The sequence below is a fragment of the Rhodococcus sp. P4_F5 genome (assembly GCF_056401315.1).
The window spans coordinates 1-20,146 of record NZ_JBFUJP010000087.1 but is presented as its reverse complement, the minus strand read 5'-3'; the positions used below and the strand labels follow the sequence as shown (position 1 = coordinate 20,146).

General features: G+C 68.9%; 18 protein-coding genes. 14 read left to right on the top strand and 4 right to left on the bottom strand.

Annotated features, from left to right (window positions below; genetic code table 11):
* The 5 genes from AC1DU4_RS23560 to metE form a co-directional block, all read left to right on the top strand.
* Positions 1–1,124: lipase family protein (locus tag AC1DU4_RS23560; RefSeq protein ID WP_477843994.1), on the top strand; the 1,124-nt coding region annotated here is incomplete at its 5' end.
* A 216-nt stretch (positions 1,125–1,340) separates the two neighbouring features.
* Positions 1,341–2,999 (top strand): ammonium transporter, encoded by a 1,659-nt coding sequence (gene amt, locus AC1DU4_RS23555; protein ID WP_477843992.1) that lies wholly within the window; start codon positions 1,341–1,343, stop codon positions 2,997–2,999.
* 477 nt (positions 3,000–3,476) lie between these two features.
* A complete protein-coding gene (gene aceA, locus AC1DU4_RS23550) occupies positions 3,477–4,766 on the top strand; it encodes an isocitrate lyase (RefSeq protein WP_072842538.1) in 1,290 nt (429 codons plus the stop codon).
* Positions 4,767–4,934: 168 nt separating this feature from the next.
* Positions 4,935–5,831: a 3-hydroxybutyryl-CoA dehydrogenase gene (locus tag AC1DU4_RS23545; RefSeq protein WP_072842539.1), complete on the top strand. Its 897-nt coding sequence runs from the start codon at positions 4,935–4,937 to the stop codon at positions 5,829–5,831.
* A 158-nt stretch (positions 5,832–5,989) separates the two neighbouring features.
* Positions 5,990–8,284, top strand: coding sequence for a 5-methyltetrahydropteroyltriglutamate--homocysteine S-methyltransferase (metE, locus tag AC1DU4_RS23540; protein ID WP_477843990.1), 2,295 nt, complete (start codon positions 5,990–5,992; stop codon positions 8,282–8,284).
* 204 nt (positions 8,285–8,488) lie between these two features.
* Here metE and AC1DU4_RS23535 read toward each other — a convergent pair whose 3' ends face one another.
* Complete coding sequence (locus AC1DU4_RS23535) at positions 8,489–10,006, bottom strand: endoglycoceramidase I (protein ID WP_477843988.1); 1,518 nt, start codon at positions 10,004–10,006, stop codon at positions 8,489–8,491.
* Between the two features lie 192 nt (positions 10,007–10,198).
* Between AC1DU4_RS23535 and AC1DU4_RS23530 the strand changes: the two genes are divergently transcribed.
* The 3 genes from AC1DU4_RS23530 to AC1DU4_RS23520 all read left to right on the top strand — a co-directional run bounded on the left by AC1DU4_RS23530 (position 10,199) and on the right by AC1DU4_RS23520 (position 12,227).
* The gene (locus AC1DU4_RS23530) at positions 10,199–11,239 is read left to right on the top strand and encodes an NAD(P)-dependent alcohol dehydrogenase (protein WP_477843986.1); all 1,041 of its coding nucleotides are present in this window, start codon (positions 10,199–10,201) and stop codon (positions 11,237–11,239) included.
* Positions 11,240–11,322: 83 nt separating this feature from the next.
* Positions 11,323–11,886, top strand: a complete 564-nt coding sequence (locus AC1DU4_RS23525; RefSeq protein ID WP_072842543.1) for a type 1 glutamine amidotransferase domain-containing protein — start codon at positions 11,323–11,325, stop codon at positions 11,884–11,886.
* 119 nt (positions 11,887–12,005) lie between these two features.
* Positions 12,006–12,227 (top strand): hypothetical protein, encoded by a 222-nt coding sequence (locus tag AC1DU4_RS23520; RefSeq protein ID WP_072842544.1) that lies wholly within the window; start codon positions 12,006–12,008, stop codon positions 12,225–12,227.
* 31 nt (positions 12,228–12,258) lie between these two features.
* Here AC1DU4_RS23520 and AC1DU4_RS23515 read toward each other — a convergent pair whose 3' ends face one another.
* Entirely contained in the window at positions 12,259–13,122 is an 864-nt protein-coding gene (locus tag AC1DU4_RS23515; protein WP_477843983.1) for a polyphosphate kinase 2 family protein, read from the bottom strand.
* A 200-nt stretch (positions 13,123–13,322) separates the two neighbouring features.
* Here AC1DU4_RS23515 and AC1DU4_RS23510 point away from each other — a divergent pair, with 200 nt between their 5' ends.
* The 3 genes from AC1DU4_RS23510 to AC1DU4_RS23500 all read left to right on the top strand — a co-directional run bounded on the left by AC1DU4_RS23510 (position 13,323) and on the right by AC1DU4_RS23500 (position 16,274).
* Positions 13,323–14,870 carry a flavin-containing monooxygenase gene (locus AC1DU4_RS23510; protein WP_477843981.1) on the top strand — a complete coding sequence of 516 codons (1,548 nt, stop codon included), beginning with the start codon at positions 13,323–13,325 and terminating at the stop codon, positions 14,868–14,870.
* 100 nt (positions 14,871–14,970) lie between these two features.
* The gene (locus AC1DU4_RS23505; protein ID WP_477843979.1) at positions 14,971–15,672 is read left to right on the top strand and encodes a TetR/AcrR family transcriptional regulator; all 702 of its coding nucleotides are present in this window, start codon (positions 14,971–14,973) and stop codon (positions 15,670–15,672) included.
* A complete protein-coding gene (locus AC1DU4_RS23500) occupies positions 15,669–16,274 on the top strand; it encodes a TetR/AcrR family transcriptional regulator (RefSeq protein WP_477843977.1) in 606 nt (201 codons plus the stop codon). The genes AC1DU4_RS23505 and AC1DU4_RS23500 overlap by 4 nt, the downstream gene beginning before the upstream one ends.
* Here the strand turns inward: AC1DU4_RS23500 and AC1DU4_RS23495 are convergent.
* Complete coding sequence (locus AC1DU4_RS23495) at positions 16,271–16,630, bottom strand: DUF4873 domain-containing protein (RefSeq protein WP_477843975.1); 360 nt, start codon at positions 16,628–16,630, stop codon at positions 16,271–16,273. The genes AC1DU4_RS23500 and AC1DU4_RS23495 overlap by 4 nt on opposite strands.
* A gap of 48 nt (positions 16,631–16,678) precedes the next feature.
* Positions 16,679–17,389, bottom strand: a complete 711-nt coding sequence (locus tag AC1DU4_RS23490) for a TetR/AcrR family transcriptional regulator (RefSeq protein ID WP_477843998.1) — start codon at positions 17,387–17,389, stop codon at positions 16,679–16,681.
* Between the two features lie 260 nt (positions 17,390–17,649).
* On the opposite strand from AC1DU4_RS23490, the gene AC1DU4_RS23485 reads away from it, so the two are divergent.
* The 3 genes from AC1DU4_RS23485 to AC1DU4_RS23475 form a co-directional block, all read left to right on the top strand.
* A complete protein-coding gene (locus AC1DU4_RS23485; protein ID WP_477843996.1) occupies positions 17,650–18,861 on the top strand; it encodes a DUF445 domain-containing protein in 1,212 nt (403 codons plus the stop codon).
* 83 nt (positions 18,862–18,944) lie between these two features.
* Positions 18,945–19,382: a helix-turn-helix domain-containing protein gene (locus AC1DU4_RS23480; RefSeq protein ID WP_072842550.1), complete on the top strand. Its 438-nt coding sequence runs from the start codon at positions 18,945–18,947 to the stop codon at positions 19,380–19,382.
* Positions 19,375–20,146 (top strand): heparin-binding hemagglutinin (locus tag AC1DU4_RS23475; RefSeq protein WP_477843973.1); only part of this gene is annotated, 772 nt, incomplete at its 3' end. The genes AC1DU4_RS23480 and AC1DU4_RS23475, both read left to right, overlap by 8 nt.

The window sequence follows — 20,146 nt, the reverse complement described above, 5'->3', positions numbered from 1 at the left end:
CCGCGGTGGCCGCGACGCCGCTCGGCGACCGGTGGTTCGACCCGCCGCCCGGCTTCGGGTCCGCGGCCGCCGGCACCGTCCTGCACACCCGCCCGGTGGTGGTGTCGCCGCTCCCCGCCCCGGCCGTCTCCACCCAGCTCCTGGTCCGTTCCACCGACGCGAAGGGCCGGCCGGTGCCGGTCGCGACCACCGTCATCGTGCCGTCCGCGCCGTGGTCCGGGGCGGGGCCGAGGCCGGTGCTGGCCTACAACATGGCCATCGACTCGCTCGGACAGGCCTGCGCGCCGTCCTGGACACTCACCCATGGTGGCACGCTGGAAATTGTTGCCGTGCAGTACTTCCTGTCCCGAGGTGACGCCGTCGTGGTGACCGACCACGAGGGGCCGAGGCAGGCGTACGCGGCGGGCCGGATGGCCGGTCACGCGGTGCTGGACGCGCTGCGCGGCGCCGTGCGCACGCCGGCGCTCGGACTGGTGACCGACGCGCCGATCGCGATCACCGGGTACTCGGGCGGCGCCATCGCCAGCGGTTGGGCGGCGGAGCTGGCGCCGACCTATGCGCCCGAGCTGAACATCGTCGGTGCGGCGTTCGGCGGCACCCCCGCCGACTACCGGATCCTGCTGGAGTCGATGAACGGGAAGAACCTGGCGTCCGGGGTGCTGCTGGGGGCGACGCTCGGGGTGGCCCGGGAGTACCCGGAACTGCTGTCCCTGTTCAACGAGAACGGCTGGCGTCTCGCCGAGGCCGCCCGGGACTTCTGCCTGCCCGCGCTGGGAGCCGCCGGAGCCCTGCTGCCGGTCCCGGTGCAGGCGCTGTCCGACGTCCCGCACGTCGTCGACACCCCGATTGCGCGGGAGGTACTGGCGGCGAACCGGTTGGGTGGGGCGGCGCCGACCGCCCCGGTGTTCCTCTACCAGGGGCAGCAGGACGTCTGGATTCCGCGGGAGAGCTCGGAGCAGCTCTACGACGACTGGTGCGCGCGCGGTGCCAGGGTGCGACTCGAGGAGTACCAGGGCGAGCACCAGACGGTCGCACTGTCCGGTGCGCCGGTGGCCGCCGCGTGGCTCGACGCCCGACTCGCGGGCGTCCCGGGCGCGCCCGGTTGCAGCACTCTCGGCAGGTGAGCGGCCCGGCGGGCGAGAAACGAGTTCGACTCGCTGCCCTCCCGGCCGCTCGTTCCAGTGAGCATTCCCGAGTTCAGGCGTAGCGTGATCGGCGTTGAATGCGGGGCTCGGCCCAGGAGCCGGCGTTGCCAGCGGGGCGGTGCCCGGCGGACCCGGCGAGCCCGTTTGTCCGGCGCGCAGTGAACATGATCGAACTCTTCGGAGGATGGTCGTCGAATGTTGGCAGCAGCAACAATCAACAGCGGTGACACCGCATGGGTCCTGCTCTCCGCGGCACTGGTCCTGTTCATGGTCCCCGGCCTGGCCTTCTGCTACGCGGGTCTCGTCCGCCGAAGCAACGCCCTGGTGATGCTGCAGCAGAACCTGGTTCCGCTCGGACTGGTGACCGTCACCTGGATCGTGATCGGCTACAGCATCGCGTTCAGCGACGACCTGGGCGGTGGCTTCATGGGCGACCTGACGCTGTTCGGGCTGCGGAACCTCGACAGCGCGCCGGATCCCGCACTGCATGTGGTGGTCTCCGGCATCGCGATCCCGACGCTCGCCTTCGTGGCGTACCAGATGATGTTCGCCATCATCACCCCCGCGCTGATCACCGGAGCCACCGCGAACCGGCTCGAGCCGCTGGGCTGGGCGGTGATGCTGGTGCTGTGGTCGATCGTTGTCTACCCGCCGATCGCGCACTGGCTGTTCAATCCGTCCGGATGGCTCGCGCAGCGAGGCGCCCAGGACTGGGCCGGGGGGATGGTGGTGCACGCGTCCGCGGGAGCGGCCGCGCTGGCGATCCTGCTGGTGGTCGGCAAGCGGCCGGGCTGGCCGAACACGGAGACCGTCCCGCACTCGCTGCCGCTGGCACTGGTCGGCGGGGGCATCCTGTGGTTCGGCTGGTTCGGATTCAACGCCGGAGATGGTCTGCAGGCCAACGGTATTGCCGCACAGGCGCTGATCAACACGCATGTCGCTGCGGCCGCGGGAATGTGCGTGTGGCTGCTGATCGAGCGGCTGACCGAGCAGCACGCCACCGCGATCGGGGGCATCACCGGGGCCGTCGCGGGCCTGGCGACCATCACCCCCTGCGCCGGCTACGTGAGTACCTTCTCGGCGCTGGCCATCGGCGCGCTGGCCGGGCTGGTGTGTCACTGGGGGCTGCGGCTCAAGACGTTGTTCCACTTCGACGACGCCCTCGACGTGATCGCGGTGCTTTTCGTCGGCGGTGCGCTGGGTTCGCTCCTGGTCGGCGTCTTCGGTGAGCAGGCCGTCAACTCGATCGGCCACGACGGGCTGCTGTTCGGCGGGGGACTGACGCTGCTCGGCGAGCAGTGCCTGGCGCTGGTCTCGGTGATCGCCTTCTCGTTCGCGGCGACCTGGCTGATCGCGATGGGGATCGAGAAGACCGTCGGCCTGCGGCTCGCGCCCGAGGACCAGGTCGACATCGACCAGAAGCAGCAGGGCATGGACGCGTACCACGTCAATCCGGCCTTCGTGGTGGGCGGCGAATCGGCCGGGGTGGTGGCCGCGGCGCCGTCGCAGGGCGACCTCGTGACGGAACCCGCCGCGGTGGAGCACCGGCTCATCACCGTCATCCTGGAGACCATCGACCCGGGCCGACTGCGGGAGGCGCTGCTGGCCGCCGGCGCGGTCTCGATCGTGGTGTCCGAGGCGCACGCCGCCAACAGCGACACCGGTTCGCTGCAGTTCCGCGGGCAGCGCCAGGACCTCGCGTTCTCCGAGCGGCTGCGGGTCGAGGTGCTGGTCCCGGAGGACCGGGTCGAGGCCGCGATCGCCGCGTTCAACGAGTTCTCGTCCGGCCACCGGGGCGGGTACATGCAGCAGACCGTGCAGTCGCTCGGTGCGGCGTCGACGACGGTCCCGTGAGCACTGGATCACACACCTTTCCACCGGATCACACACCGAATGCACGCCTAACGGGTGTGCGAAATGGGCAAAAGGGGTGTGCGGGTCGTCGACTCCGTCAGAACCCCGCCGCGGCCGGACCGGCTCGTCGGCCCGCCGCGTCCGTGATTGCGATCACAGCCGGCCCGGCCGAGGTGCCAGGTTCCGCACAGCGGCCGCCGCTTCGTGTGAATCGACGTCCCCGGCTCGCCAACGCCGCTGCCTGCCGGTTTCCCCTACTTGCCGGTAACTTTCCGACCGGCGGGGCCGCTGAAACCCGTGCCAGAACTTAGCTAAGTTAGCAACGGGGGGTGAGAACCTAGCTAATATTGGCATTAGCAACAGGTAGACGGCGGTTTTTGGTTGTGTCACTCTCGGTAAGTACACAAGAAGGGCCTGGCAAGGATGTGAAGCAGTACATCCGTACCGGACCAGCAGATACAAGAGAGTGGAGCCTCGATGTCGACCACCGGCACCCCGAAGACCGCAGCTGAGATCCAGCAGGATTGGGACACCAATCCTCGCTGGAAGGGCGTCACCCGTAACTACACGGCCGAGCAGGTCGTCAAGCTCCAGGGCACCGTCGTGGAGGAGGCCACCCTCGCTCGCCGTGGCTCGGAGATCCTGTGGGACCTCGTGAACAACGAGGACTACATCAACTCCCTCGGTGCCCTCACCGGCAACCAGGCCGTGCAGCAGGTGCGCGCCGGCCTCAAGGCCATCTACCTCTCCGGCTGGCAGGTCGCCGGTGACGCGAACCTCTCGGGTCACACCTACCCGGACCAGAGCCTCTACCCGGCCAACTCGGTGCCGCAGGTCGTCCGTCGCATCAACAACGCGCTGCTGCGCGCCGACGAGATCGCCAAGGTCGAGGGTGACACCTCGGTCGAGAACTGGCTCGCCCCGATCGTCGCGGACGGCGAGGCCGGCTTCGGCGGCGCGCTGAACGTCTACGAGCTGCAGAAGGCCATGATCGCGGCCGGCGTCGCCGGTTCGCACTGGGAGGACCAGCTCGCGTCGGAGAAGAAGTGCGGCCACCTCGGTGGCAAGGTGCTCATCCCGACCCAGCAGCACATCCGCACCCTGACCTCGGCGCGTCTCGCGGCCGACGTCGCGGACGTCCCGACGGTCGTCATCGCGCGTACCGACGCCGAGGCCGCCACCCTGATCACCTCCGACGTGGACGAGCGCGACCGCCCGTTCCTCGACGGCACCCGCACGGCCGAGGGCTTCTACGGCATCAAGAACGGCATCGAGCCCTGCATCGCTCGCGCCAAGGCCTACGCGCCGTACTCCGACCTCATCTGGATGGAGACCGGCGTGCCGGACCTCGAGGTCGCCAAGAAGTTCGCCGAGGCCGTCCGCAGCGAGTTCCCGGACCAGCTGCTGGCCTACAACTGCTCCCCGTCCTTCAACTGGAAGCAGCACCTGGACGACGCGACCATCGCGAAGTTCCAGAAGGAGCTCGGCGCGATGGGCTTCAAGTTCCAGTTCATCACCCTGGCCGGCTTCCACTCGCTCAACTACGGCATGTTCGACCTGGCGCACGGCTACGCCCGCGAGGGCATGACCGCCTTCGTCGACCTGCAGGAGCGCGAGTTCAAGGCCGCCGAGGAGCGTGGCTTCACCGCCATCAAGCACCAGCGTGAGGTCGGCGCCGGCTACTTCGACAGCATCGCCACCACGGTCGACCCGAACACCTCCACGGCGGCGCTGAAGGGCTCCACCGAAGAGGGCCAGTTCCACTAGACCCGAGCCGCCTCTCCGGGACTTCAACGCACCAGTCGGGCGGTCCGCAACTCGCGTTGCGGGCCGCCCGTGCCGGAGTCCGAGGCTTTTGGAAGTACCCGGTGAGTTACCCATGTACTCGCCAAATCTGTTGTCACCGAAGCGCAGTCAAGGTTGAGGAGATACGACGTGACCAGCGAAAAGATTCAGCGCGTCGGCGTGATCGGCGCCGGGATCATGGGTTCCGGAATCGCCGAGGTGTGCGCCCGCGCCCATGTCGACGTTCTGGTGTTCGAGCAGACCCGCGAGCTCGCAGCCGCCGGACGTTCACGTATCCTGCGCTCGCTCGACCGCGGCGTGAGCAGCGGCAAGATCACCGAGCGTGAGCGTGAGCAGGCCGCCTGGCGCCTGCGCTTCACCTCCGATCTCGGCGACTTCGCGGACCGGCAGCTCGTCGTGGAGGCCGTCCTCGAGGACGAGAAGATCAAGAGTGAGATCTTCGCCGAACTCGACTCCATCGTCACGGACCCGAACGCTGTGCTGGCGTCCAACACGTCGTCGATCCCGATCATGAAGCTCGGCATCACCACCAAGCGTCCCGAGCGCGTCATCGGCATGCACTTCTTCAACCCGGTTCCGGTCCTGCCGCTCGTCGAGTTGGTGACGACGCTCAAGACCAGCGCCGCCGTCGCCGAGCGCGCGGAGGCCTTTGCCAGCGACATCCTCGGCAAGCAGGTCGTCCGGTCGGCCGACCGTTCGGGCTTCGTCGTCAACGCGCTGCTGGTTCCGTACCTGCTCTCCGCGATCCGCATGGTGGAGTCCGGTTTCGCCACCAAGGAAGACATCGACAAGGCGACGGTCCTCGGCCTCGCGCACCCGATGGGTCCGCTCGCGCTGACCGACCTGGTGGGCCTGGACACCGTCAAGTCCATCGCCGACTCGATGTACGAGGAGTTCAAGGAGCCGCTCTACTCGGCGCCCCCGCTGCTCCTGCGCATGGTCGAGGCCGGACTGACCGGAAAGAAGTCGGGTGCCGGCTTCTACGAGTACGGCGAGAACGGCCGCGCCAGCAAGCAAGCCAGCTAGCCAGAGACACACACTGGTATGCGACCCCGCGCCCGTGCGCCTTTTCACAGCTGTGACAGTGAAAATGGTGCACGGGCGCGTAGCGCATCACGGGCAGTGACATTTCGGCGGCAGTGAACATCTAGACGGCAGCGACACATCACGGAGAGGTCGACACGATGACCAGCAGCGCAGCCACCTACGGCTCCAGCATCCTGGGATACCCGCGGATCGGACCCCGACGCGAACTCAAGCGCGCGCTCGAGGCGTACTGGCACGGCAAGAGCACCCAGGCGGAGCTCGTCGCGGTCGGCCGCGAGCTGCAGGAGGAGACCTGGAGCGAGCTCGCCGCGACCGGCCTGACGCAGGTGCCCGGCAACACGTTCTCCTACTACGACCACGTTCTCGACAACGCGATGCTCTTCGGCGCGGTGCCGACCCGGTTCGCGCCGCTGCAGGGCGAGCTCGACGAGCTGGACTTCTACTTCACCATGGCCCGCGGCCGGCCCGACTTCCCGCCGCTCGAGCTGGTCCGGTACATCGACACGAACTACTACTACCGTCAGCCCGAGCTGGACGAGGGCACCGAGTTCTCGCTGCACTCCGACGCCCTGATGGACGAGTTCGCGCGGGCCAAGGCGCGCGGCATCGAACTGCGTCCCGTCGTGCTCGGCCCGGTCTCGCTGCTGCTGCTCTCCAAGGTCGGTCCCGGTGCGGCGGAAGGGTTCTCGACCCTCGACCTGCTCGAGCCGCTGCTGGTGCAGTACGAGGCGCTGTTCGAGAAGCTCGCAAAGGCCGGCGCCACCTGCATTCAGCTCGACGAGCCGGCGTTCACCCAGGACCGCACCGCCGACGAGCTGGACGCCCTGCGGCGCGCCTACGCGACGCTCTCGCATGCGCCGCTGCGCCCGCGGATCCTGGTCACCGGCCCGTACGGCAACCTCGGCGAGGCCCTGCCGATCCTGGCCGCCACCCAGGTCGAGGCGCTCGGTCTCGACCTGGTCTACGGCAAGGTCGGCCCCGAGGAACTGGCGAAGATCCCCGGGCTCAAGCGCAAGCGCGTCTACGCCGGCGTCGTCAACGGCCGCAACGTCTGGCGCAGCGACAACGTCAGCAAGCTGACCTATCTCGCGGCCCTCAGGGACGTGATCCCGGACCTGGTCGTCTCCACGTCCTGCTCGCTGATGCACGTCCCGTACGACGTGCTGGCCGAGTGGGAGCTCGACGGCGACGTCGCGGACCGGCTGGCCTTCGCCAAGCAGAAGGTCGGCGAGGTGGTCTCGCTGGCCAAGGCGCTCAGCGAGGGGCCGTCGGAGCGCTGGCGCAAGAAGCCGACGTCGGTGCACTTCAAGCAGAAGCACGAGGTGCGCCAACGGGTCAACAACATCAAGGACTCGGACCGGGTCCGCGCGCCGTACGAGGAGCGCCGGGCCGCGCAGCAGCAGAGGCTGAACCTGCCGAAGGTGCCCGCGACCACGCTCGGTTCGTTCCCGCAGACCGACGCGGCCCGCATCGCGCGGTACGAACTCGTCGAGGGCCGGCTCGGCCGGGACGAGTACGTCAAGCGCATCCAGGCCGAGATCGAGCGGACGATCCGACTGCAGGAGGACATCGGCCTCGACGTCCTGGTGCACGGTGAGCACGAGCGCAACGACATGATCCAGTACTTCGCCGAGCTGATGGACGGATTTGCGTTCACGCACAACGGCTGGGTGCAGGCCTACGGCAGCCGCTGCGTGCGTCCGCCGATCCTGTTCGGTGACGTGCTCCGGCGCGGACCGATGACCGTCGAGTGGGCCACCTACGCGCAGTCGCTGACCGACAAGCCGGTCAAGGGCATGCTCACCGGCCCGGTCACCATGCTGGCCCGCTCGTTCGTCCGGCAGGACCAGCCGCTGCACGAGACGGCCGACCAGCTGGCGCTGGCGATCCGGGACGAGGTCGCGGACCTCGAGGCCGCCGGCATCGCGGTCATCCAGGTCGACGAGCCGGCGATCCGCGAGCTGCTGCCGCTGCGGGCGGGTGGGCGGACCGAGTACCTGGGCTGGGCCGTCGACGCCTTCCGCCTGGCGACCGGCGGCGCGAAGCCGGAGACGCAGATCCACACCCACCTGACCTACACCAGCCAGGCGTCGGTGGTCGACGCCATCGAGCGGATGGACTGCGACGTCACGGCGATCGTGGCAACCCGTTCGATCTCCTGGGTGCTCGAGGCCATCAAGGAACGCAAGCTCACCCACGGTGTGGGACCCGGTGTGTACGAGAGCCGCTCGGCGCGGATCCCGGACATCGACGAGCTCGACGAGCTGCTCAGCGAGGCCGCGAAGTCGGTGGACCTGGACCGGCTCTGGGCGAACCCGGACGGTGGCCTCAAGACCCGGCACTACTGGCAGCTCGAGCCCGCGCTGCGCAACATGGTGGCGGCGGCCCGGCGGCTGCGTCGCCGGGACGAGCTGGCGAGCAGCGCATCGTAGGCGGACGCGCCGGTAGGTGGAGAAACGCAGAGGGGCCCGGACCGGGTGATCGGTCCGGGCCCCTCTGCGTCGTACGGGGTGCCGTCGTACGGGGCGGCTACCGGCCGGCGTTGCGGGCCCCCGAGCCGACCGAATGTCGCACTCGTTCAGTCTGAGTGACCGAATGTCGCATTCGGTCAGTCGGGGGGTGGGGTTTGCGAGCCGCTACGAGCCGGAGCTGCCCGCGCTGCCGGAGGACCCGGCCGAGCCCGAGCCTCCGGCGTCGGCGGGCAGTTCTGCGCCGGCGGAGCCGGGGCGGTTGACCTTGACGGTGACGGGGCCGGTCCCGCTGGCCTGGACGGTGACCAGACGGGCACCCGGCGCCGAGGTGATCGTGCCGCCTTCCGCCGCGGCCACGTAGCCGTCGGGGTAGTGCAGGTCGGAGACGTAGATCTCGGTGGGCTTGGTCGAGGCCTTCGGGGTGTACCGGTAGATGAAGTCGCCGTTGTCGGCGTTGAACTTCATCTTCCCGGGAGCGCCGGCGGTGGCCTGCGGGTAGGTGCGCACCAGCTGCGGGCCGATCGCCCCGAGGTACGGGTCGGTGCCGCCCCTGGGGCCGAAGATGCTGCTGTAGTGCCAGTACTGCCAGCCGACGAAGCGTTCGTCGGCACGCTCGAGAGTGTTGGCCAGCACGGTCGGGTCCCCGTCACCGAACTCGGTGATCACGGACGGGATGTCGGCGCGCTCGGTGACCGCGTCGATGTTGGCCCAGGTGTTGTCCTGCGTCGTGGTGCACAGGGCCTTCAGCCCCTCCGGCAGGCCCAGGTAGATCGCGAGCTGGCTGGGAATGCAGTAGTCGTGCGGGGCGAAGACGATGTTCGGGTCGGTGATGGCCGGCGTCTTCGGCGGGTTGGCCAGATTGGACGGCATCAGCTGGTTCCAGGTGACGTTCGGCTCCCAGTAGACCGGGACGGTTGGGTCGGCGGCACGGACCGCGTCGGTGAGCTTCTGCATCGCCGCCTGGTACTTGCGGTCGAAGTCCGGGCAGCCGCCGGGGAAGCAGGTGAGGAAGGGCGAACCGGGCCACGGCTCGTTCAGCAGTTCGATGCCCATCACGCCGGGCTTGCCCTTCACCTCGGTGGCGAGCGCGGCGAGCGCGGCGCCGAGGTAGTCGAGGGCGCCGTGGGTGTTGTTCCAGACCTCGTCCCAGCCCCTGTTCATGCTGGGCATCAGGTTGTACAGCGGGAAGCCGGGATTCGGCTCGCCTGCGGTGGGCCGGGCCTCGATCGCCCAGGCGGGGAAGCCGTTGCCGGTCCAGGGCTTCGAGAGCCCGTCCTGGTGGTTGTCGAGCAGGACGTGGATGCCGCGGGCGGCGAGCACGTCGACGGTGTCGGCGACCCGGCCGAGGTAGGCGTCGTCGATCTGGCCCCGCTCCGGCATGATCGCGTCGAACGAGACCCCGAGCCGGACGGTGTTGAACCCGTGCTGGGCGAGCAGGTCGGCATCCTGAGGCGTGACAGTGAGACCGTCGCCGGTATTGAGGTACGGCGCCTCCTTGTCGACGTTGTTGACGCCGTGCAGCAGGACGGTGCGGCCGAACTCGTCGACCAGCGCGCTGCCCTGGGAATGGAGTTTGCCCGCGGGCGCCGGGGCGAGGCCCTGGGCGCCGGCGACGAGCGGCGCCGCGGACATGAGGCCGCCGATCACCGCGGTTGCGATTCCTAGCGAAAGTAGCCTGCGCATCTGTCTCCTCGGGTTCGGCCAGTGGAGGGCATCGGGTTACGGTCGGCTGAGTTGGACGGTTGTCTAGTTCGCGACAGCGTAGCTGGCAAATTGTGTGATGCAAATCTCATTGATCACGTGTTGAGATCTTGATCACAACTAATTAGTTGCGCGATTGTGCGGCCGGCCCGGTCGAGGGGTAGGTATTTACCCATGCTTACTGCTTCCGCCTACGCGGCGACCTCGGCCGATGCGCCGCTCGAGAAGACCGCCGTGCAGCGTCGTGACCTCGGCCCGCTCGACGTGCTCATCGAGATCAAGTACGCCGGCATCTGCCACTCCGACATCCACACCGCGCGCAACGAGTGGGGCGGCACGCACTATCCCGTCGTGCCGGGGCACGAGATCGCCGGGATCGTGGCGGCCGTCGGAGACGAGGTGACCAGGCACGACGTCGGTGACCGCGTCGGGGTGGGTTGTTTCGTGGACTCCTGCGGCACCTGCGAGGCGTGTGTCTCGGGCGACGAGCAGTACTGCGTCTCGCGGGTGGTCCAGACCTACAACTCCCGGACCCCGGACGGCGAGTACACGATGGGCGGCTACTCCTCCCACATCGTCGTCACCGAGTCCTTCGTGCTGTCGGTGCCGGACAGCCTGGCCCTCGACGTCGCCGCGCCGCTGTTGTGCGCGGGCATCACGCTCTACTCGCCGCTGCGGCACTGGGGCGCCGGTCCCGGCAAACGTGTCGCGATCATCGGGATGGGCGGACTGGGGCACGTCGGGGTCAAGATCGCACACGCGCTCGGCGCCGAGGTGACGGTGCTCAGTCAGACGCTGAGCAAGCAGGACGACGGCCTGAGGTTCGGGGCCAGTCACTACTACGCGACCAGCGACCCGGCGACGTTCAAGGAGCTCCGCTCGCGGTTCGACCTGATCCTCAACACCGTGTCGGTGAACCTCGACATGGACGCCTACATGTCACTGCTCGCAGTCAACGGTGCACTCGTCGAGCTCGGGTTGCCGGAGAAGCCGATCGAGGTGCGCGGATTCTCGCTGGCGGCCAACCGGCGCAGCCTGGCCGGGTCGATGGTCGGTGGGATCGCGCAGACCCAGGAGATGCTGGACTTCTGTGCCGCCCACGGGATCGGTGCGGAGATCGAGGTGATCGCCGCGGACCAGATGAACGAGGCCTTCGACCGGGTGGTGCGCAGCGACGTGCGCTACCGCTTCGTGATCGACACCGCGACGCTCTAGGCCCCGGGACTCCGGGCTGCTGCCCCTGGTCGCGGGTGCGTCGGTCGGGCCATACTGGGTCAGGCGTTGCGAAGGAGTCGGGGATGACCAGGCAACTCGAAGGCCGCCGCGTGGCGGTACTGGCCGTGGACGGTGTGGAGCAGGACGAACTCGAGGAGCCGCGGCGCGCGGTGGAGTACGCGGGCGGGACCACCGAACTGCTCTCCGTCGGGCCGGGTGACATCCAGGCGTATCGCGCGGACGTGATCACCGCGGACCGGTTCCCGGTGGACGCGCTGGTCTCGCGGTCGAGTGTCGACGACTACGACGGGCTGATCCTGCCCGGCGGAATGCTGAACGCCGACAGGCTTCGGCTCGACGAGCATGCGATGGCGTTCGTCCGGCATTTCATGCGCGTCGGCAAGGCGGTTGCCGCGATCGGTCACGCCCCGTGGCTGCTGATCCAGGCGGGTGCGGTCGAGGGGCGCACCCTCACCGGTTCGCCGAGTCTGCGGGTGGACGTCGTCAACGCCGGCGGCCACTACGTCGACGAGGCGGTGGTGGTCGACCGGAGCCTGGTGACCAGCCGCGGAACCGCGGACCTGCATCACTTCTGTGCCGCGACGGTCGGCAAGCTGACCCAGCATCCCCAGCCTGCCGGCGCGTGAGGCAACCCCAGCCCGGCGCCTGAGGCATCCCCAGCCCGCCGGGGCTCGAGCCCTGTCGAATCGTGGGAGCCGGGCGTACCGTCGAGTTGACCACAGGTCCGTCAGGTGAGGGGTCAACGATGAAACTGAACTTGTTCGCATCCTGGATGGGCTTCACGCTCACCCTGATCGCAGTGGCGGCCGCCGGGTCGTTCATCGTTGCGGCCGGGTCCGGGTACGGCGGTTGGGCGATCATGGCGGGGGTGGTCTGCCTGGTCGCGATCGGCACCGCCATCGGTGTGGTCGGCGGCACCATCCACCACGACCACAGACTGCACCTGGAGACGCCGCACTTCCCCTGACCGTGCACTCCCACGGATCCGGGGCGGTGGCTCAGGACTGCGCCAGTCGCGCCTTCTCCACCTCGATGTCGAATTTGGCTGGCGGCCAGTCCAGGTCGAGCCGCTCGAGTGCGTCGATGAGCAGTTCGGTGACCGCGAGCCGGCCGTACCACTTGCGGTCGCACGGCACCACGTGCCACGGCGCGTAGTCGGTCGAGGTGCGGTCCAGCATGGCCTGGTAGGCCTCCTGGTACTTCGGCCAGTACCCGCGTTCGGTGACGTCGCCGGGGTTGTACTTCCAGTGCTTGTCGGGGCGGTCCAGCCGTTCGGCGAGGCGCTCCTTCTGCTCGTCGAGCGAGACGAACATCGCGACCTTCACCAGCGTGGTGCCGGCGTCGACGAGTTCGCGTTCGAAGTGGTTGATCTCGTCGTAGCGGGGTTCCCACTCCGCCGGCGGCACCAGGTTGTGCACCCGCACCACCAGGACGTCCTCGTAGTGGGACCGGTCGAAGACTCCGATCTGGCCGTTCCGGGGGAGTGCCTTGCGGATCCGCCACAGGTAGTGGTGCCGCTTCTCCTCCGCCGTCGGCACCCCGAACGAGGCGTGGTCGACGCCCTGCGGGTCGACGTGGCCGATCACGTGCCGGACCATTCCGCCCTTGCCCGCGGTGTCCATGCCCTGCAGCACCAGGAGCACTGACCGGTGCTCGTGCTCGGACCGGCCGTTGGCGTACAACTTCTCCTGCAGCGACGACAGGTAGGCGCCGCGTTCCTCGAGGAGCTTCTCGCCCAGTTCCTTGTCGCCGACGAACCCCGGCGTGTCCCTGGTGTCGAGGCCGGACACCCGGGTGTCCGGGGTGACTCGGACCGCCTCGATGGCGGGGACGTCCCAGCCCTGACTGGAGTTCTTGGCCATGGGTTCAGGGTGTCATGCCCGCCGGGATTCGCACCGAAACCAGGCCGGGCGAGTCCGGCTAGTGTTGACAGTGCAGGTGGGCTGCGCGCACACGATGCCTGTTCCGTCAGGTATCGGACGCCGGGGTGGTCGGCCCGTGGCGGTTGCATGGGAGCGGGCATGCGAGTGGCGAATGGCGACGACGTGGTCGGGGGTGCCCGGTGAGTGCGTCGACCCAGTCCGCCGAGGTGGGCAACGGTCGGCGGGTGCGTCGGACCCGGGTGCTGATCATCGGGACCGGGTTCTCCGGGCTCGGCATGGCCATCCAGCTGGTCAAATCGGGCCGACGCGACTTCGTGGTGCTGGAGAAGGCCGACGAGGTCGGCGGCACCTGGCGCGAGAACACCTACCCGGGCTGCGCCTGCGACGTGCCCTCGCACATGTACTCGTTCTCGTTCGAGCCGAATCCGGACTGGTCGCAGATGTGGTCCGGACAGCCGGAGATCCTCCGGTACCTGCGGGCGCTGGCCGACAAGTACGACCTGTACCGCAACATCCACTTCGGCCGTACGAGCACCGGCGGGCGGTGGGACGAGGCGGAGAACCGTTGGCATGTCCGCACCACCGACGGCACCGAGTACATCGCGCAGTTCCTGGTGTCCGGCATCGGTGCGTTGCACGTCCCGAGCCTCCCGGCGCTGCCCGGTGCGGAGACCTTTCGTGGCACCGCCTTCCACTCGGCGCGGTGGAATCACGACTACGACCTGACCGGCAGGCGGGTCGCCGTGATCGGCACCGGCGCCAGCGCCGTGCAGATCGTGCCGGAGATTGTCGGCAAGGTCGAACAGTTGCAGCTCTACCAGCGCACGCCGGCCTGGGTGGTGCCCCGTAAGAACTTCGACGTGGATCCGCGGCTGCGCCGGGCCTTTCGTCGGATCCCCCTGCTGCGCAGGATCTTCCGCCTGGGTATCTACTGGACGTCCGAGGCGTTGGCGCTCGGGCTCAACGGGCACTCGAATTTGCTGGCGCCGCTCGAGCGGGTCGCCGAGCGCAACATTGCCAGGTCGATCGACGACCCCGGCCTGCGACGTCGGCTGACGCCCGACTACCGGATCGGCTGCAAGCGAATTGTCGGGTCCGACGACTACTACCCGGCACTGGCCCGGCCGAATGCCGAAGTAGTGACCGACCGGATCGAGCGGGTCACCGCGACCGGCATCGTCACGGCGGACGGCACCGAGCGTGAGGTGGACGCGATCATCTACGCCACCGGGTTTCACGTGACGGATGGATTCGGCAGTGTCAACCTGGTGGGCGTCGGCGGCCGCGAACTTCTCGCGCGGTGGAACGAGGACGGCATCGCGACGCACCTGGGCATCACCGCGGCGGGCTACCCCAACGCCTTCTTCCTGCTGGGGCCGAACACCGGCCTCGGCCACAACTCCGTGGTGTTCATGATCGAGCAACAGATCCGCTACGCGCTGGACGCGATGCGCCTGGTCAATGACAGTGGGGCGGAGGCGATCTCGGTGCGCCCTGGGGTGCAGGATCGGTTCAATGTCGACATCCAGCGCAAACTGTCGAAGGGGGTGTGGACGAACGGCGGTTGTGTCAGTTGGTATCTGGACGTGAAGGGTGTCAACCGGACCATCTGGCCGGGGTTCACGTGGCAGTACTGGCTACGCACCCGCACAGTCGACCCGGCGGATTTCGACCTGATCGGTGGCCGCGCGGGCTCCCCGGTCGACGCTGTCGGCGCGCGGTCGTGAAGTGTCGAAGCCGATGCCTCTTGTTAAAGTCCTTTTGCCACATACTTACTCGACCGTGGCATGGAATGGGAGTTGAGTTGCCGCGACGCCGACTGGGCTGGTGCAGGTGACCGCGCTCGAGGAGCGCGCGCCGGGGCGGCGCGGCCGTCCGCCGCAGGCGGGCCTGGCCGCGGCCCGTCGCGAGCAGATCCTCTCGTCGGCCGCGCAGTCGTTCGCCGAACGCGGTTACGAGGCCACCACCGCGGCCCACCTGGCGGCGCGGGCCGGGGTCGGCCTGGGCACCGTGTACCGCTACTTCGACAGCAAGCGGGAGATTCTCGACCACGTGATGGACCGGTGCCTCCGTGAACTGGTGGACATGGTCGACGGACGGGCGCTGCTGTTGCCCGTCGACTCGGTCGACTGCCTGGTCGAGCGGATCTGCGGGTTCTGCGACCGACTCTTCGGGGTGCTCGAGGACTCGCCGCACCTGCTCCGGTTGGTCCTGGTCGAGGCCAATGCGGTCAAGGGCCACGGGAGTCGACGGTGGGTGCGCGGCGAGCAGGAGTTGGCCCGACTGGTGGCCGTTGCGCTGGACGACGGTGTGGCCCGCGGCTGGCTGCGGTCGGACCTCGACGCCGACGCGGTGTCGCGGGCGATCCTCGGCCTGCTCTGGCCCGCGTTGTTGCGGGGCCTGCGGTGCGGCCCCCGCGGCGTGGATCGGACGCGTCAGAACGAGGCGATCGTCGCGATGGTCTCGTTCGGGCTTCGCGGGCAGGGTGCCGTTCCGGGGTCGGTGCACGCAGCGGGGTCCGCGCGGTGACCGGCCCGGTGCGCCGCGACCAACTGGTGCGCACGGCCTCCGACCTGTTTGTCTCGCGCGGCTACGCGAACTGCTCGGTGGCCGACATCGTCGAGGTCGTGGGGCTGGCACACGGCACCTTCTACAACTACTTCGACGGCAAACGTGAGGTCTTCGACGCCGTGATCGACCGTGGACTCGAGCTGATCCGGGAGCGGATCGTCGAGGACCGGCTGCGCGAGGCCCGCACATTGGACGAGTTCTTCGACGTGTTCCGGGCGGTGGCGGACCGCCTGCACGCGTTGGTCGAGCACGAGTCGGCGCTGGTGCGTTTCGTGGTGTTCGAGGCACCCGCCGTGGCCCCGGCGGTGATGGATCGACTGCTCGCGCTGCTGGCACAGTTCGGTGAACTCGCCGCGGACGCATTCGCCGAGGTGGTGCGCAGCGGAGACCTGCGGGCCGGCCTGGACTACGCGGTGGCCGGCGAGGCGATGGCGGCCACGTTGCTGCTCGCGGCGACCGGGTCGCTCGACGAGGACAGCCGCTCGGGCCACGACCTCACCCAGCCGCTGGTCGACTTCTTGCGGTCCGGGATCGCGGCGGTGCCGGTCGGACACATCTAGTCGCCGGGTTCGCCCAGCCGGTCCTCGGACAGCGCAGTGAAGGGGCGTCCGGAGACCGCCTCGACCAGGTGGCTGCCCCACAGGTCGACGGCCGTGACTCGCGCGACGCCGACGCCCTGGGGTGTCTTGATCTCCAGTTCGGCGCCGGGGCACGGCGAGTCGGCCGGGCCGAGTGCGTCGGTCAGCCCACGGACCCGACCCTGCCAGAGGTAACGGCCGCTGATCGGCTCGAAGTGCCCGGACAGTTGGACGTCCAGTGTGAGGGCGGGGCGATGGCCGACCGTGACCAGCGCCCGTCCGGAGTAGCCGTCGGGCCCGTTGTGTTCCGCGCCGGTGCCGGCGTCCGCCTCGCTCACCCCCACAGGGTATCTGTTACCGCGAGTCACACAAGGGTGGAGGCGAGGTCAGCGGTCCTCGGCGGCGTCGGGTACCAGCGGGTGCGGGATGGTCTTGAACCGGGCCGGCGACCCGGCGACGGCGGCGATTCCAGTGACCCCGCCCCAGGTCATCATGGTCAGGTAGTCGATGAGGTCCTCGGCGGTCATCGACTTGTTGGAGATCCACCAGTGGGTGGCCAACTGGACCGCCCCGACGATCCCGTAGGCCCACGGCACGGCGCCGCCCGAGTCCATCTCCATCAGCCGCAACCGCTCGCCCAGCACGGCGGAGAGCAGTTCGGCGATCATCCGTTCCGACTCGGCGACCACGTCGCGGTTGGGGCCGGCGCTGTTCGCCATCACGTAGAGGTACACCTCGGGGTCCGAGGCCACCGTCTCCACGTAGGCGGTGATCGCCCCGCGGGTCAGTTCGTACTCGTCCATGTCGCCGCCGATGGCCGCGTACATCCGGGGCGCCAGGATCGTCTCGACGTACCGCATCATGGTCGCGCTGGTCAGGTCGTTCTTGTCGTTGAAGTACCGGTACAGCACGGTCTTGGAGACGCCGATCTCCGAGGCGATGTCGTCCATGCCGATGTCCCGGCCACGGGCGCGGATCGCGGCGATGGTCCCGTCGACGAGTTCCTCGCGCCGCGCGATCTTGTGGTTGCGCCACCGGCGCTTGCGGCCGTCGGGCTTGTCCGTCGTGGCGTCCGTCGTCGTTGCATCCGTGGCCACCCCGTCGTCCCCGGGATCGGCCTGCGTGGCCTCGGCGTGCCCGGGGTCCTCTGTTGTCGGCGCTGTCTTCTTCGGCACTGGGTTTGCCACATCCGTTCAGATTCGATCTTCCGACCAGCTTAGAGGTGTGTTTTCCGCGTGGGCCTGCGTCCCCCGTGGTGTCGCGGAGAAATCCCGCCGGCGCCGGGATTCGGCACAATGGCGACGTGACGCAAACGACGGTGACGGACGACTCCGCCAAACGACGCGACCTTCGCCGTATGAAGCTGCTCGCGACCTCGTTTCTGGTGTTCGCCAGCGTCGTCTACCTGTTCTGTCGCTGGCAGGAGACGCGTGGCGCCGGCGAGTGGGTCGGCTATGTGCGCGCGGCCTCGGAGGCGGRCATGGTCGGTGCGCTCGCCGACTGGTTCGCCGTGACCGCGCTCTTCCGGCACCCGCTGGGCCTGCCGATCCCGCACACCGCGATCATCCGGAAGAAGAAGGACCAGCTCGGCACGAGCCTGAGCAGCTTCGTAGGGGAGAACTTCCTGGCCCCCGACGTGGTGTCGGAGAAGGTGCGGGCGGCGCAGATCCCCGTGCGCGTCGGGACCTGGATGGCCGAACCCGCGCACGCCGCCCGGGTCGCGGCCGAGACGGCGACGATCCTGCGCGGCTTCGTCAGTGTCCTCCGCGACGAGGACGTCCAGCAGATCATCGACCACACCATCGTGCGGCGGCTCGCCGAGCCGGCGTGGGGGCCGCCGATCGGGAAGGTCCTCGCCGAGCTGATCAAGGAGAACCGGCAGCTGCCCCTGCTCGACCTGCTCGCGGAGCGGGCCCACCAGTGGGCGCTGGCGAGCCAGCCGACGATCGACCGGGTGATCGACCGGGACAGCCCGTCCTGGTCGCCGAAGTTCGTCGACGCCATGCTCGGCGAGAAGATCTACCGCGAACTCGTCGAGTTCACCTGGAAGGTCCGGTCCAACCCCGAGCACGAGGTCCGCCAGGCGGCGAACCGGTTCCTGGTCGACTTCGCGGACGACCTGCAGCACGACCCCGCCACCATGGCGAAGGCGGAGAAGGTCAAGGCCGAGATCATGGGCCGGGAGGAGGTGACCAGTGCCGCGGAGGCGGCGTGGAAGGTCGCCAAGCGGATGATCCTGGAGTCGGTGGACGACCCGGAGAGCGCGCTGCGCGCGAAGACCCGCGACACCGTGATGCGGCTGGGGGAGCGGCTGCGCGACGAGCCGGACCTCGCCGCCAAGGTGGAGGGCTGGCTGGACAGCGGGGCGCGCTACGTCAGCGCCAACTACACCGCCGAGATCACCGGCATCATCACCGACACGGTGGCCCGGTGGGATGCGGACGAGGCCAGTCGCAAGATCGAGCTGCAGGTGGGACGCGACCTGCAGTTCATCCGTATCAACGGCACCGTGGTCGGCGCCCTCGCCGGACTGGGGATCTACGCGCTCTCGCAGCTGATGTTTGCCTGATCGGCATCGACTGCTAACAAGAGTGCTTGCAATAGTTAGCACCCTCCCGTAGCGTGGATTTCACCCACCAGTGAGGGAGTGCGATGACCGACGAGCCCAAGCCGAACGGCGACAGTGCCGGAGACGTGGCGGCGCGGGTGGTCAGCTCGGCGGCGCAGGACATCGGCAGCTTCATCAAGTCGCAGCGCGAGGCCGCCCAGGTCTCGCTGCGTCAGCTGTCGAAGTTGGCCGGCGTGAGCAATCCCTACCTGAGCCAGATCGAACGTGGGTTGCGCAAGCCCTCGGCCGAGGTGCTCGGCCAGATCGCGAAGGGCCTCCGGATGTCGTCGGAGGTGCTGTACATGCAGGCCGGATTTCTCGAACAGCGCGCGGCCAGTCCGGTGCGCGACGCCCTGCTCACCGACGTGGCCATCACGGAACGTCAGAAGCAGGTGCTCCTCGAGATCTACGAGTCGTTCTGTCGTGAGAACAACCCCCGTCTCGATTCCTCATCCGTTGAACAGGAGAACACCAATGACTGACCTCAGCTTCGACAGCGTGAAGACCCCCCTGTACGCCGCCGTCGGCGCGGGCGACCTGGTCGTCCAGGCCGTCGCGGACGTCGTCGCCCAGGTGCGCCAGCGTGCCGACGAGGGTGTCGACGCCAGTGCCACCGTGGACGGTGCCCGTGAGCGCTTCGCCAGCCTCGCCGACGACCTCAACGAGGGTGTCGAGGCGCTGCGCGAGCGCCTCGCCGGGCTGCCGTCCGAGCTGCCCGAGGAGCTCGCCGAGCTGCGTGAGAAGTTCACCGCCGAGGAGCTGCGCAAGGTCGCCGAGGCGTACCTGAAGGTCGCGTCCGACATCTACACCTCGCTCGCCGAGCGCGGCGAGGAGACCGTCGAGCGGCTGCGCAACCAGCCGGCCGTCGAAGAGGGCATCGAGCGCGCCGAGTCCGTGCTCGGCGACGCCGCCACCCTGACCGAGGAGGCCCTCGGCACCGTGGCCCGCCAGACCCGCGCCGTCGGCGAGCAGGCCGCCAAGCTCGCCGGTCGCGCCGCCGAGAAGATCAGCGACGTCGCGGACGAGGTAAGCGATGCCGTGTCCGACGCGGGCGAGAATGTCGCGAGCCGCTTCGTCGGTGCCGGCGAGAAGGCGGAGTCGACCACCGAGTCCGCCGCCAGCAAGGTGAGCGCCGCCGCCAAGGCCGCCCCGGCCAAGGTTGCCGCGGCCGCCAAGCCGGCCGCCGCCAAGCCGGCTGCCGCCGCSAAGCCCGCCGCCGCGAAGCCGGCCGCCGCCAAGCCTGCCG